General features: G+C 68.5%; 10 protein-coding genes and 1 pseudogene. 3 read left to right on the forward strand and 8 right to left on the reverse strand.

Annotation, left to right across the window (positions count from 1 at the left end):
• The 7 genes and pseudogenes from LIG30_RS23105 to LIG30_RS23130 form a co-directional block, all read right to left on the reverse strand.
• Positions 1 to 416: pseudogene (locus tag LIG30_RS23105) on the reverse strand (hypothetical protein); the annotation flags it as partial.
• 386 nt (positions 417 to 802) lie between these two features.
• On the reverse strand, positions 803 to 1,924 hold the full coding sequence (gene pqqE, locus LIG30_RS23110) for a pyrroloquinoline quinone biosynthesis protein PqqE (RefSeq protein ID WP_038715855.1): 1,122 nt from the start codon (positions 1,922 to 1,924) through the stop codon (positions 803 to 805).
• 1 nt (position 1,925) lies between these two features.
• Entirely contained in the window at positions 1,926 to 2,207 is a 282-nt protein-coding gene (gene pqqD / locus LIG30_RS23115; RefSeq protein WP_038715857.1) for a pyrroloquinoline quinone biosynthesis peptide chaperone PqqD, read from the reverse strand.
• Entirely contained in the window at positions 2,204 to 2,923 is a 720-nt protein-coding gene (pqqC, locus tag LIG30_RS23120) for a pyrroloquinoline-quinone synthase PqqC (protein ID WP_038715858.1), read from the reverse strand. The genes pqqD and pqqC overlap by 4 nt, the downstream gene beginning before the upstream one ends.
• A 3-nt stretch (positions 2,924 to 2,926) precedes the next feature.
• On the reverse strand, positions 2,927 to 3,850 hold the full coding sequence (pqqB, locus tag LIG30_RS23125; protein WP_038715860.1) for a pyrroloquinoline quinone biosynthesis protein PqqB: 924 nt from the start codon (positions 3,848 to 3,850) through the stop codon (positions 2,927 to 2,929).
• A gap of 66 nt (positions 3,851 to 3,916) precedes the next feature.
• Positions 3,917 to 3,991 carry a pyrroloquinoline quinone precursor peptide PqqA gene (gene pqqA, locus LIG30_RS25730; protein ID WP_006485436.1) on the reverse strand — a complete coding sequence of 25 codons (75 nt, stop codon included), beginning with the start codon at positions 3,989 to 3,991 and terminating at the stop codon, positions 3,917 to 3,919.
• Between the two features lie 326 nt (positions 3,992 to 4,317).
• Positions 4,318 to 6,315: a sigma-54-dependent Fis family transcriptional regulator gene (locus LIG30_RS23130; RefSeq protein ID WP_038715861.1), complete on the reverse strand. Its 1,998-nt coding sequence runs from the start codon at positions 6,313 to 6,315 to the stop codon at positions 4,318 to 4,320.
• 506 nt (positions 6,316 to 6,821) lie between these two features.
• Here LIG30_RS23130 and LIG30_RS23135 point away from each other — a divergent pair.
• Entirely contained in the window at positions 6,822 to 7,799 is a 978-nt protein-coding gene (locus tag LIG30_RS23135; protein ID WP_235510376.1) for an alpha/beta fold hydrolase, read from the forward strand.
• Positions 7,800 to 7,860: 61 nt separating this feature from the next.
• On the opposite strand, the gene LIG30_RS23140 is transcribed toward LIG30_RS23135, so the two are convergent.
• Entirely contained in the window at positions 7,861 to 10,203 is a 2,343-nt protein-coding gene (locus LIG30_RS23140; protein ID WP_038715863.1) for a TonB-dependent receptor, read from the reverse strand.
• Between the two features lie 437 nt (positions 10,204 to 10,640).
• Here LIG30_RS23140 and LIG30_RS23145 point away from each other — a divergent pair, with 437 nt between their 5' ends.
• On the forward strand, positions 10,641 to 12,368 hold the full coding sequence (locus LIG30_RS23145) for a methanol/ethanol family PQQ-dependent dehydrogenase (protein WP_038715864.1): 1,728 nt from the start codon (positions 10,641 to 10,643) through the stop codon (positions 12,366 to 12,368).
• Positions 12,369 to 12,459: 91 nt separating this feature from the next.
• Positions 12,460 to 13,713 carry a c-type cytochrome gene (locus LIG30_RS23150; RefSeq protein WP_038715866.1) on the forward strand — a complete coding sequence of 418 codons (1,254 nt, stop codon included), beginning with the start codon at positions 12,460 to 12,462 and terminating at the stop codon, positions 13,711 to 13,713.
• The last annotated feature ends 155 nt before the right edge of the window (positions 13,714 to 13,868 follow it).

A 13,868-nucleotide genomic window follows, 5' to 3' on the forward strand; every position in this document is an offset into this window, starting at 1 on the left:
GTCTGCGTCTGCGTCTGCGTCGGCGTCGGCGTCGGCGTCGGCGGCTCGATAGCGGCCACCTTCGCGGCCGGCGCGCGCGGAGCGACTTGCGTCACATGTTCGCGCGCCGCCGGCCTCGGTGTCTGCGCCGTGTCGGCGGGCATCTGCGATGCCGGTGCCCGTGTCGCCTCCGGGCGAAGAATCGGGCGAGGCTCGAAAACATGCCGATCCGCGCCCGTCGCCCCCGGAATCAACTCGGCTTGAATGACGCGAACCGGTACAGGCTCGATCCGCGTCGACGATTCGCGCGTCAGCGTCACCAGAAGCGTCGCGTGCACCGCGCACACACCGCCGATGATCGCCGCGAGCTTCCACGTCCCGCGCCGGATGCGGAGCCCGCCGGCACCGTCGGCGAACACCGCGCGCGTCGCCTGCATGGCAGCCGGCCTCATCGCCACGCGTCCCCGCCGGCACGACCTGCCGACATATGGCCGTCCGGTCGCCGACATGCAAAGGAGTGCAGATCGAAATCGTTAATCATTGCCATTCCGCCTACGCTCATCGTCTCCCGGCGCAACGCGGCAGACCGCCTCCGCCACGCCATGCCACGCCGCTGCCCCGCTGCCCCGCTGCCCCGTCGTCTTGCCGTCTTGCCGTCTTGCCGTCTTGCCGTCTTGCCGTCTTGCCGTCTTGCCGTCTTGCCGTCCGCCAGAGGAAGCCTCATCCCGCTCTCCGCCTCGGCGCGACGATCCGGCTTCCTCGACCAGGCCGCCGCGGCCGCGCCCACCCGCTCACGCAATCCGGGCGGCCCGGCCGCGGGCATTCAACGCGCCAGCGAGTTCTCCCTGCTGCGAAACACCATCGGGCGCTCCCCATCGTCCAGCCTGGGTTGCCGCGCGAGCTGCACCGCCTGCACGACCCGCTCGTGATGCGGGGACTTCGCGCACACCGGATCGGCCGCCGCCGGATCGCCGGTCAACAGATACGCCTGGCACCGGCAGCCGCCGTGGTCCGTGTGGCGCTCGTTGCAGCTCCGGCACGGCTCGCGCATCCAGCCGTCGCCGCGAAACGCATTGAACGCGTCGCTCTCGTACCAGATCTCCCTGAGCGACGTGTCGCGCACGTTCGGCAGCGCGAGACCCGGCAGCGATCGCGCCGCATGGCAGGGCAACGCGGTGCCGTCCGGCGCGACGCCGAGAAACACCGAGCCCCAGCCGTTCATGCACGCCTTCGGACGCTCCTCGAAATAATCCGGCACGACGAACAGGATGCGGCAACGCTCGCCGACCAGCTTGCGATAGCGGTTGACCGTCTCCTCGGCCTCGCGCAACTGCTCGGCGGTCGGCATCAGCTGATCGCGGTTGAGCATCGCCCAGCCGTAATACTGCGTGTTCGCGAGTTCCAGATAATCCGCGCCAAGGTCGAGCGCCATCTCGATGATCTGTCCGACGTGCGGCAGGTTGAAGCGGTGCAGCACGCAGTTGAGCACCATCGGGTAGCCGTTCGACTTGATGAGCCGCGCGACGCTCCGTTTCAGCTCGAACGTGCGGGTATCGGTCAGGAAATCGTTCAGCTCGCGCGTCGAGTCCTGCAGCGAAAGCTGGATGTGGTCGAGCCCGGCGGCCTTGAGCCGTTCGATGCGCGCCGCATTCAGGCCGATGCCGGACGTGATGAGATTCGTGTAGAACCCGAGGTCGCGCGCATGCTCGACGAGCGTCTCCAGGTCGTCGCGCTGCAGCGGCTCGCCGCCCGAGAAGCCGATCTGCGCGGCGCCGAGCTCGCGCGCGGCGCTGATCGTCTCGATCCAGGTCGCGGTATCGAGCTCCTCGCCATGCCGCGCGAAATCGACCGGGTTGGAGCAGAACGCGCAATGCAGCGGGCAGCGGTAGGTCAGCTCGGCCAGCAGCCACAGCGGCGCGGACGGGCGGGCGATGTCGTGTTTCATGTCAGTCGAGCCAGCCGCGAAGCCGGGCATGATCGAGGAAGCGGCAGACGTCCGTTGCCAGATCGGAGGCGTCAAACAGATGCTCGAGCTCGCCAATGATGTCGTCCAGCTCGTGCGTGCCGTCACAGCGCGCGAGAATCTCGCCAGCGCTCGGATTGAGCTTGACCATCCCTTCCGGATAGAGGAGTACATAGGCATCCTGAGCGACTTCCCATTGCAGGCGGTACAGGCCCCGCAGGCGGGGACGCAGCGGCACGCCGCTTGCGACATGATTGGTGTTCATACGGGATACGCCTTTTCGACCGCATCAAGGATCGACCAGAGAATGTCCAGCTTGAATTGGAGGATCTCGAGCGCGCGTCGCTGCGCGTCCGGCGTCCTGAAATGGTCCAGCGTCACCGCGAGCCCATGTTCGACGTCGCGCCGGGCGAGCGGCACGCGGCTGCGGAAATACTGCAGCCCCTCCGCCTCGATCCACGGGTAATGCGTCGGCCAGCCGGACAGGCGGTCCAGATGGATCTGCGGCGCGAACATCTCGGTCAGCGACGAGCACACGGCCTCCTGCCACGGCGCGCGGCGTGCAAAATTGACGTACGCGTCGACCGCGAAGCGCACGCCGGGCAGCACGTGCGCGAGCGACCACAGCCCGGCACGGTCGAGGCCGACGGCTTCGCCGAGCCTGACCCATGCCTCGATGCCGCCTTCGTCGCCGCACTGGCCGTCGTGATCGACGATGCGCTGGAGCCACAGCCGCCGCGTTTCGCGGTCGGGGCAATTCGACAGGATCGCCGCGTCCTTGAGCGGGATGTTGATCTGGTAGTAGAAGCGGTTGGCCACCCAGCCGCGAATCTGCTCCGGCGAACAGCGGCCGCTGTTGAGCAGCCGGTTGAACGGATGATGGATGTGATAGCGCGATTCGAGCGCGCGCAGCCGCGTTTCGAATTCGGCCGCGCTCCACGGCGTCGCGTGCAATGCGGAAACGGAGATCGGTGCGTTCATCGTCTATACCTGAAATTGCATGCCGTCGTGGGCGACGTCGATGCCGTGCGCGCGCAGACACGCGTGCTCGGCGGAATGCGGGTCGAGGATCGGGTTCGTGTTGTTGATGTGGGTCAGCACCTTGCGCGTGCGGGCCGGCAATGCGTCGAGCCAGTCGATCATGCCGGGCTGTCCGTCGCCCGCGCTTTGCGCGAGATGTCCCATGTCCGCCGCGTGCTTCGACGACAGGCCGAGGTCGATCATTTCGGTCCCCGTCCAGAACGTGCCGTCGACGAGCACCAGGTCGGCGCTGTGCATCGCGTCGCGAATGTCGTCGGTGACGCCGGCGAGACCGGGCGCGTAGAACGCGCGCGCGCCGCTCGTGACGTCCTCCATCAGCAGCGCGATGTTGTCGCCGGGCGCCGCCGACGCGCGGCGCGGCGAATAAGGCGGCGCCTTGCTGTCCACCGCGATCGCGGTGAAGCGGATTCCGCCGGCGGCGGGAATCGAGAACGGCTGGCCGAGCGCGATCGCATGCGCGTCGACGCCGCAGTAATGTCCGAGCAGCGGCACCAGCGGCAGGCCGCCCGACAGATCCTCGAGCACCGGCGCGCACGCATAGAGCGGCAACGGCGTCGAGCGCTCGCGCAACATCAGCAGTCCCGTCACGTGATCGATCTGCGCGTCGCTCAGCACAACGGCGGCGATGCCGCTGTCGCGCAGCGCGCGAGCAGGTTGCAGATCGGGATGGGCGCGCAGTTGCGTGAGCAGATCCGGCGACGCGTTGACCAGAATCCAGTCGATGCCGTCGTCACTCACCGCAATCGACGATTGCGTGCGCGGCTGCACGCCGCCGGTTCCGTAGCGTGCCTGGCGGCAGTTCGCGCAATTGCAGTTCCATTGCGGCAAGCCGCCGCCCGCGCCCGAACCAAGTATCTTGATCTTCATACGCATCCGTTCCGGACGCCGCCCGCGTCGCGCGATGCGCGCAGCGGGCGGCAGGTCGCGGCGATATCAGCGGTTGGCGATGTACATCGTGATTTCGAAGCCGAAGCGCAGGTCGGTGTAAGACGGGGTCGTCCATTGCATGGTGTGTCTCCTTGTTTGCGATATCAGTTTGTGAACCGCGCGAGATGAGCGGTCCTTACTGATGTAGCAAAGGCCATGCCGACGCACGCGAATCCAGGTGCGGCGGCCGCGCACGCGGCCGTGGAGCCCGTCGGGACAAGGATTTCGCGATCCGTTCGCGCACGCGGCGCTAAGCGGGCGTGCATGCGCGGCGCATGCACCCGCTCCCGGGGCCGAGGGTGTTTAATCGTTGAACACGGGTGTTGCAGGATGAAACACTCGTGTGTGACAGGTGGCGGGAAATGGAACGGCCCGCGACCGGGTCGCGGGCCGTCAGGTCTGACGCTTCATGCGTCGTTCGACGTGCCGCCGGGCTCGTGTCCGGCGGGCATCTTGCGGTAGATCGTATTGCGGGAGACGCCCAGCGCGCGCGCCGCAGCGGACACGTTGCCGCCGTGGCGGGCGAGCGCGGCCGCGATCGCCGACGCGGCCACGTCCTGCAGGCGCGCATCCGTCGGCGAGCCGCCGCCCTCCACGGCGACGGGCAGTTCAGGCACGTCCTGCACGACGGCGCGCCGCAGGTCGTCGAAGAAATCGTCCGGCAGATGCTCGCGGCGGATCTCGCCGTCCGCGTCGACCATCGCGGCGGCGGTCCGCAGCAGGTTGCCGAGCTGGCGGAAGTTGCCGGGCCACACGCAGCGCTCGAACATGGCCATCACCTCGGGCGCCACGTCGAGCGGCTGCTGGTTCGCGCCGGTCAGCGACTCGCTCTGCAGCATTTTCTGGATCACGACGGCCAGGTCGGTGCGGTCGCGCAGCGGCGGCAGGCGCACCACCAGGCCGTTCAGCCGGTAGTAGAGATCCTCGCGAAAGCGGTTTTGCGCGATCATGTCGCGCAGATCGCGGTGCGTCGCGCAAATGATCGAGATGTCGACCGGAATCGTCTTCGCGGAGCCGAGCGGATTGACGACCCGCTCCTGCAGCACGCGCAGCAGCCGGACCTGCAACGGATACGGCATGTCGCCGATCTCGTCGAGGAACAGCGTGCCGCCGTTGGCCTGCAGCAGCTTGCCGAGCGCGCCCTTGCGCCGTGCGCCGGTGAACGCGCCCTCCTCGTAGCCGAACAGCTCGGACTCGATCAGCGTCTCCGGAATGGACGCGCAGTTGACGGCCACGAACGGCCCGTCGCGCCGCGGCGAGTCGTTGTGGATCGCCTGGGCGAGCAGTTCCTTGCCGGTGCCGGTCTCGCCGGTGATCAGGATCGGAATGTCCTTGCCGATCACCTTGCGGACCTTCGCGATGACCGATGCGACCTGCGGATCGCCCGTGTCGAGATAGCTGAGCCGCGACAGGCCCGCCGACGGCGCGCCCGGATGCGGCACATCGGTTTTCACGCTCGCGCGCCTCGCATCGTGCACGTCGGTCGGCCGGCTGCCCTCCGCCTGCGCGGCGCGCTTGAACTGCACGCGCGCGCAGACCACTGCGCCGTTGCACAGGTTCAGGGTCAGATGGCGGTCGGTGCTGGCGCGCATGCGGTCGATCAGCTGCGCGCTGGTGATCTGGAACAGCGACGACAGCGTATGCGCGCGCAGCGCGGCGAGCGGCATGCCGAGCTGGAACTGCGCGCTGCGATTGGCCGACAGGAAGCGGCCATCGCAGGTGAACGCGGCGATGCCTTCCATCAGGGTGCCGAGGAATTCCGGCCTTCCATGGAAGGAAACCTGCAAGGTCTCCTGAAAGGTCGTCGTAAAAAGATGATTCTCGATCATCTGCACGGACATCTTCGCGAGCGCCATCGTGTGCTGGTGATAGCTTCGATGGTCGCCGGTGACGTCGAGCACGCCGATCACGTCGCCGTAAGGATCGAGAATCGGCACGCTCGAGCAGGTCAGGAAGCGGTTCGCCGCCAGATAGTGCTGGTCGCCGTGGACCACCATCGCGCAGCGCTCCGCGAGCGCGGTGCCGATCGCGTTGGTGCCCTGATGGCTCTCCGCCCAGTTCGCGCCGGGGCGCAGCGCGACCTTCTCCGCGCGCTGCAGGAAATCGTCGTCGCCGATCGAATGCAGGATCAGGCCCTCGGCATCGGTCAGCACGATCATGCTCTGCGTGTTGACGATCTGGTCGTGCAGGGTTTCCATCACCGGCGTCGCGTGCGCGCACAGCACGCGATGCTGTTCGCGTTTCAGCACGAGCGCGGTGTTCGAAAGGATGTCGTAATCCGGCCGCGCCGACGCGCAGAGGCCGAACGTTTCGGAGCGTTCATGGGCCTTCTGGATCGACGGCGCAGGCCAGCCAGGGGTTCGCACAGCCACCGAACCGGCTGGCTGATGGACGTCATCGCGCATTGTCTCCTCCGGGGTCGTTCCGGTCACTCGCCGGACGCTTTGATGTCTTGACAAGCAAGCTTCGGGCCACGCGATTTTCGCGGGCGAGCGGCGAGTCTCGTGCCGGATTCGTCCCGGATGCGTGCAGTGCGCGCAACGCGTGCGGCGCGCAGTGCAAAGCGATCGTGGCGAAGGGTCCCGACAGCGATCGGATAGCGCGTTCGCGGCGCCGGGCCGGCGAACCCTCCTGATACCGCGAATCGCCGGCACGACGATATTCGTGCTTATCCCGATCATCGCCGGCGGGCGGTTTCTGGCTTGATTGGGCGTCGCGCGAATGCCCCCGGTTACGCGCGACGGACGCGCGGTCCACCGCTCGCCAAACGATCCAGCCACGCTTTGTGATGACGAATACACTGCTCCCGCACGCGACGCCGCCGGTTATGCCGGTTATGCCGGTTACGCCGCTCACGCACGCGACGCCACCGGTCATGCCGGTTACTCCGCTCACGCCAGCTACGCCACGCATGCCGCTTACACCCGTCACGCCCGTCACCCCCGTCACGCGGCGCATCCGGCGCGACGGACAGTCGATCGCGTTTTCGGTCGCGGGCAACGATGCCGGAACGCCGGTCGTCATGCTGCACGGCGGGCCGGGCAGCGGCAGCCAGGCCGGCATCCTGCGCCTGTTCGACCTGAGTGCGCAGCGCGTCGTGCTGGTCGACCAGCGCGGCGCGGGCGCGTCGACCCCGCGCGGCGGCGTGCGCCGCAATCGCACCGACCGGCTGATCGACGATCTCGAAGCGATCCGCCGCGCGCTCGGCATCGAACGATGGGGCGTCGTCGGCGGTTCGTGGGGCGCGGCGCTCGCGCTCGCCTATGCGGGGCAGCACCCCGAGCATGTCGCCGGCGTCGTGTTGCGCGGCCTCTTCCTGACGTCGAAACGCGAAGTCCGGCGCCTGTTCGTGACGTCCCGCACGCGCGCGCCGCGCGCCTGGAAGCGGCTGTGCGACGCGGCGGGCTGCGCGAGCCCCGGCCGGTTGCTGGCGTGCTGCGCGCGGCGGCTGCGCCCCGGCGTCGGCCACGCGCGCCAGCGCGCGGTCGCGTTGGCGTGGCGGGCCTACGAGGACGCGATCCTCGCGTCGGCCGGCACGCGCCGCCCGCGCACACGCGCGATCCGCTCACCCAAGGCGGTGCATGCGCTGATCGTCAAGTACCGGATACAGGCGCACTACCTGCAACACGATTGCTGGCTCGGCGAACGTCGCCTGCTGGCGCTGGCGCGCCGCGCCGCCGACGGGGGCGTGCCGCTGTTCGCCGCGCACGGCCTGCGCGATCCCGTTTGTCCGCCCGGCAACGTCACGCGTTTGTCTCGCGCGGTGCCCGCCGCCCGCATCGAGCGCGTGCGGGCGGGGCATCTGGCGAGCGATCCCGCGCTGGCCCGCAGCGTCGCGCGCGCGGTGCGTGCGCTGTTCGCTCCTGCCGGCGCCGGTTCACGCTCATGACGGGCTTGCGAACGCGCGTAGCCGGCTGCCTCCTGCCGGATTTCCCGCAGGCGCGACCGCCTCACTCCCACGCGTAACGCAGCCCGACCCACACACCGCGCGGCGCGCCCGGGCCGACGAACTGCTCGTTGACCGGGTTCGCGCCGTCGAACGTGTGGCCCGGACCGTTGAAGAAGTTCTGGCCGAGCACGCCGAAGCTCGCGTACCGCTTGTCGAGCAGGTTCGTCACGGTCGCGAATACCGCCAGCCGCTTCGTGATCCGGTAACGCGTGTCCAGGTCGATCAGCACATAGCTCGCGAGCTTGCCGTTGACGTCCTGGTTGTTCTCGTCGCCTTGTGCGTACACGCCGCTGCGCCACGTGACGTTCGTGCCGATGGTCCATTTCGGCGTCGCCGCATAGTCGAGCCGCAGCTTGACCGTGTGCGCCGGAATGCCGGGAATGCGGTCGCCCGGCTTCACCGTCACGTTGCCGTTCGCGTCCGCGCCCGAATTGGCCGGGCTGTGCCCGGTCCACGACGTGCGATAGGTCGCGTCGACAAAGCTGTAGTTCATGCCGACGCCAAGCGGCCCGAGTTGCGTACGACCGGCAAGCTCGACGCCCTGGCGGCGGGTCTTGCCGACGTTGCGGAAGTAGCCTTGCGTGCTCGCCGCATCACTGACGAACTGGATGTCGTCCGACAGCGTCGTGCTGTAGGCGGCGGCGCTCCATGTCGTCGCCTGCCCGATCCGGCCGCGCGCGCCGACTTCGAACGTCTTCGAGATCACCGGCTTCAGCGCGGGGTCGGCGACGAAATCGTTCGGCAGCGAACAGGGCGCGGCCGGATCGGCGCACGCAAGCTCGATCGCGGTCGGCGAGCGCATCCCTTCGTTGTACGTCGCATACGCGGTGAATCCCGGCACCGGATTCCAGTTGACGCCGATCGCGGGATTGAAGCGCGAGAACGTGTGGCGCCCGTCGAGCAGCGGCTGCATCCCGCTCGCGTCGCTGATCGTCGCCTGCGACCAGTCGTAGCGCCCGGACAATGTCAGCGCCCACTGCGGCGTCAGCGACAGGACTTCGCTCAGGTACACGCCGTAGCTGGCGTTGCGGGTCTTCGCGTTGGTCTGCTGGACGAAGTCGCCGATGCCGGCCGCCGCGCGCGAATCGGTGAAGAACGCATCCTGCGACGACGACACATAGCTGGAATTCGCGATGTCGGCCGCGACGCCCGCGATGAACTGGCTCGCCATGCCGCCGAGCTTGCCGGACAGCGTCAGTTGCAGGCTCGCGCCGTAGCTGTCGGTGACGACCACGGAATTCAGGTTGCTGCCCTGCAGCGTGTCCACGCTGCCGTCGGCGGCGACGGCGCCGTAGTCGGTGTTGTTGTTGCTGCTGGTGTTCGCGTTGCGCAGATGGCGGTAGTACGCGTTGCCGCTCAGTTCGACGTGGTCGCTGAAGAAGTGATCTGCCGACAGCGTGACGTAGCCGGCGCTGTTGCGGTTCAGGTCGGGATACGTATACGCCTGCTTGCGGTTGTCGAGGAACGAGCGCGGAATCGTCTGGCTGCCGTACAGCGCGTTGTCCGCGCCGCCCGCGGCGATCGACAGCGTCGTGTCCGCGTCCGTGTAACGCAGCTTGCCGAACGCCTGCCGCACGCGGCTCGCGTTGTGATCCGCCCAGCCGCCGTCGTTCGCGACGTTGGCGGTCGCGTAGTAGTCGAGATTCGGGCCGATCGTGCCGCCCTGCGCGATCTGCGCGGTCCTGCGGCCCCACGATCCGCCCGTCGCCTCGGCTTCGCCGCCGGGGCTGGTCTTGCCGTTCTTCGTCGTGATCGCGATCGCGCCGCCGAGCGTGTTCAGGCCGTAGGCCGGATTCGAGCCGGGGATCAACTGCACCTTGTCGATCGCCTCGGCGGGAATCAGGTCCCAGTTCACCACGTCGCCGAACGGCTCGTTCACGCGCACGCCGTCGACGAACACCGAGATGCCCTGCGGCGTGCCGAGCACCGGCGACGCGGTGAAGCCGCGATAGTTGAGATTCACCTGGTACGGATTGCCCTGCGCGTCCGCGATCGCGACGCTCGGCAGGTTCGCGGCGAAGAAGTCGGTCAGGGTCTGGCGGTGCTGTGCGTCGATGTCCGCGGCGCGAACCGTCTGCACGTTGGCAGGCACCTTCGACAGCGGCGTGCCGACGCCGAGCAACGGCGTCGTGCCGACCACGACCACGCCCGGCAGCGTGGCGACCGCCTGCGCCGCATCCGTCGCGGCCTGCGGCGCCGCGACGGGCGCCGGCGCATCCGCGCCGGATGCCTGCTGCGCGCCTGCGCCGCCCGACACCACGCCAAGCAGCGCGCCCACGCACAACGTGACCCGGGCGCCTTGCGCGCGCCGGCGGTGCCGCGGCCTCTCTCCTCGATTCGTCAATTACGGTCTCCTGATCGTCTATTTATGTCGCCCGGCCCGTAATCGTCCGGTGTCTCCTCGTCCTCGTATTCAGCGAGAACCGTGCCAGTGGCCATCTCGCCCGCCGCCGACAACCGGCACGACGCACGCATCGCCCGCGACTCGCCATGCGCGAGCCGTTGTGCCGGCGCGAATGCGCAGCCTGTCCGACCACTTGTCATGTTTGGCAACACCTCCCGGCCGGGGTGTACCTGAATGCAACACATCGCCGGGCACAACACGGCCGCGCCGCGAAAGCCGCATCCCGCAACCGCGCACGCGGCAACGCGCCGCGCACGGCGCGGCATGCAGATGGCACGCGACTTGCGAGAACGGCAACGCACTCGGTTCGGGATCGTTCCATTGCGCGTTCGAGCCAATTTCGCGGCAGTGCATCGACAAATACTCAGGAGACGACTATGAAAAAACGTTCGGCCTCAGCAAGCCGACTGGCGACGTTCGGGATCGGCATGGCGGCGCTCATCGCGCTGAATTCGGGCACGGTGGCTGCTGCCGCGGACTATCCGGCCGTGACCTACGAACGGCTGACCGACGCGCAGAGCGATCCCGGCTGGCTGACTTACTACCGCACCTACAACGGCCAGGCGCACTCGCCGCTCAAGCAGATCGACGCGTCGAACGTCAAGACGCTCAAGGAAGCATGGCGCTACAAGTTCCCGGCCGAGCTGCAACAGGGCTTCGAGGCGACGCCGGTCATCAACGGCCGCTTCCTGTTCGTGACGACGCCCCGCGACAACGTCTATGCGTTCGACGCGGCGACCGGCGAGCAGCTGTGGAAATTCGAGCCGAAGCTCGGCGCGGAATCGTTCAAGACCGCCTGCTGCGACGTGGTCAACCGCGGCGTGGCGCTGTACGGCAAGAACGTCTACGTCGCGATGCTGAGCGGCGAGGTCGTCGCGCTCGACGCACAGACCGGCGCGCTGGTGTGGAAGAAGCAGATGTTCGAGCCCGGCCTCGGCTACGCGTTCTCGCTCGCGCCGCTCGCGCTCGACGGCGCGATCGTCGTCGGCAGCTCCGGCGGCGAATACGGCGCGCGCGGCTTCATCGCCGCGCTCAATCCGGACGACGGCACGCTGCTCTGGAAGCGCTTCACGATCCCGGGCGCCGGCGAGAAGCACGCCGACACGTGGCCCGACGGCATGCAGGCGCACGGCGGCGCGCCGGCGTGGCTCACGGGCACCTACGACGCGGCGAGCCGCACGCTGTACTGGGGTGTCGGCAATCCCGGCCCGTGGCTGGCCGACCTGCGGCCGGGCGACAACCTCTACTCGGATTCGCTGCTCGCGCTCGACCCGAAGAACGGCGACCTCAAGTGGCACTACCAGTTCACGCGCCACGACACCTGGGACTATGACGGCGTGAATACGCCGATCCTCGCGACCATCCAGTACCAGGGCAAGGAACGCGACGCGATCATCCACGCCGACCGCAACGGCTATTTCCACGCGATCGACCGCAACACCGGCAAGCTGATCTACGCGACGCCGTTCGTGAAGGCGACGTCCGTGACCGGCTACACGGCCGACGGCGCGCCGATCCAGGACGAAGCGAAATATCCGAAGGTCGGCACGACGATCGACACGTGCCCGAGCTTCCTCGGCGGCAAGAACTGGTGGTCGGTCTCGTACGACCCCGCGCGCCACCTCGCGATCGTGCCGGCGCTGCACGCGTGCATGAGCCTGTCCGGCAAGTCGGTGAACTACATGCAGGGGCTGCCGTATCTCGGCGAAGGCTTCGAGATCAAGCCGGAACCGGGCAGCGAAGGCTACGGCGAGCTGCAGGCGATCGACGTGAACACGGGCAAGAAGGTCTGGAGCCACTGGAGCAAGCTGCCGTGGAACGGCGGCGTCGCGACCACGGCGAGCGGCCTCGCGTTCAGCGGCTCGCTCGACGGCCGCCTGTACGCGTTCGACGTATCGACCGGCAAGATCCTGTGGCAGAGCCCGCAACTCGCGAGCGGGATCATCGCGCAGCCGTCGGTGTTCGAGGTCGACGGCAAGGAGTACGTCGCGATCCTCACCGGCTATGGCGGCGCCAACCCGATCTGGGGCGGCCCGATGGCAAAGGCCGCGGAGAACGTCCCGCGCGGCGGCACGCTGTACGTGTTCGCGCTCGACCGCGGCTGAGCGCCGTCACGCCGCTAACGTCGCGCCCGCCCGGGCCTGTTGCGGGCTTGTTGCGGGCGCGACTCCCACGCTTTCATTCGATCGCACGACCATGAATACTCGACTCACTCATTTCGCCGCGGCCGGCCTCGTCGCGGCAGGCGTCGCACTGACGCCGGCGCTTTCCGTGGCCGCCGTGCGCGTCTGCCTGCTGCCGGGCAGCCCGTCGGCCACACTCGACAAGGCGGTGGCACGCGAGGCGTTCCGCACGGCCGGCGTCGCCGCGACGTTCTCTGCACGCGGCATCGACGACGGGGACGACGACGGCATCTCGGCCCGCGAGCTCGGCAAGTCGCTCGAACGCGATTGCGACGTGATCGCCGGCTTCCCGCGCTCGTCGGTCGCCGACGCATCGGACGCCAGCCTGCTGTTCTCGCAAGGCTACCTGCGCTCGGGCTATGTCAGCGTGAAGCTGCGCGACGCGAGCGCGCCGGCGACGGACAAGGAAACCGTCGCGGCGACCTACGCGAGCCCCGCGCAGCTGATCGCGGTCCAGCAGAAGAACGTCCGCTTCGATCTGGAGAACACCTCCGAGCTGACCGTCGACGCCGTCGCGAGCGGACGCGCGCAGCGCGCGATCGTCTGGTATCCGGCGGTCGTCGCGTACCACCGCGCGCACCCGCGGCAGCAGTTCCACGTCAGTGCGACGGTCTCTCCGTACGCGTCGTGGCATCTCGTGTTCGCGTACGCGCCCAGGATGGCCGCGCTGCAGAAGCGCATCGACGTCGCGCTGTCGCGCATGCAGGACAACGGGCGGCTGGCTGCGCTCACGCGCGACTGGAACCTGCCGGAAAGCGCGGCGCAGGCGAGCGCGGCGCGTCCGGCGTACCGCTATCTCGACGGCGCTGTCGCGTCCGCCGGCATCGTGCGCTCGGGCGTGCTGCCGGTGCGCGGCATCGCGGCCGGGGGCAGGTTCATCAAGGTGTCGTCGGACGCGGCCGGCGCGGCTGGCCCGGCCGGCGACGCGCCGTCGTTCGACCGCGCGCAGGTCGAGCACGGCAAGCACCTGTACGCGGAGGCCTGCGCGAAATGCCACGGCGCGAACCTCGAGGGCATCACCGCGCCCGCGTTGATCGGCCCGTCGTTCGCACCGCTGTCGAACTCGCACCTGACCATCGGCGGCATCTACGACTACATGGCGACCAACATGCCCGCGGATCGCCCCGGCAAGATGACCGACGAAGAGTATGCGGACCTGATGGCCTTCCTGCTGCACTCGAACGGCTACGGGTCGAGCGCGACGAAGCTGACGGCCAATGCCGCGCACACCTCGACCACCCCGCTCAACGCGGGCCCGAACCCGTAAAACCCCACGCGACATCCTTACGCCGGGCGGCATGCCTGCCGCCCGGCACCGCTCACCCCACTTTCGTCAGGAACCCAAATTGAAGAACGCCAACCGCAGGACCTTCATCGTTCAGAGCATCGGCATGTGCGCCGCACTGGCCGCCGCGCGCGGCG

The organism is Burkholderia sp. lig30 (assembly GCF_000687455.2).
Lineage (GTDB): Bacteria > Pseudomonadota > Gammaproteobacteria > Burkholderiales > Burkholderiaceae > Burkholderia.

What these genes read in the sequence shown, in the direction of transcription:
- pqqC (WP_038715858.1), bottom strand. Translation starts at nt 2,923, where the DNA reads ATGAACGCACCGATCTCCGTTTCCGCATTGCACGCGACGCCGTGGAGC.
- LIG30_RS23135 (WP_235510376.1), top strand. Translation starts at nt 6,822, where the DNA reads ATGCCGCTTACACCCGTCACGCCCGTCACCCCCGTCACGCGGCGCATC.
- LIG30_RS23150 (WP_038715866.1), top strand. Translation starts at nt 12,460, where the DNA reads ATGAATACTCGACTCACTCATTTCGCCGCGGCCGGCCTCGTCGCGGCA.
- LIG30_RS23145 (WP_038715864.1), top strand. Translation starts at nt 10,641, where the DNA reads ATGAAAAAACGTTCGGCCTCAGCAAGCCGACTGGCGACGTTCGGGATC.
- pqqD (WP_038715857.1), bottom strand. Translation starts at nt 2,207, where the DNA reads ATGAACACCAATCATGTCGCAAGCGGCGTGCCGCTGCGTCCCCGCCTG.
- pqqB (WP_038715860.1), bottom strand. Translation starts at nt 3,850, where the DNA reads ATGAAGATCAAGATACTTGGTTCGGGCGCGGGCGGCGGCTTGCCGCAA.
- LIG30_RS23130 (WP_038715861.1), bottom strand. Translation starts at nt 6,315, where the DNA reads ATGCGCGATGACGTCCATCAGCCAGCCGGTTCGGTGGCTGTGCGAACC.
- pqqE (WP_038715855.1), bottom strand. Translation starts at nt 1,924, where the DNA reads ATGAAACACGACATCGCCCGCCCGTCCGCGCCGCTGTGGCTGCTGGCC.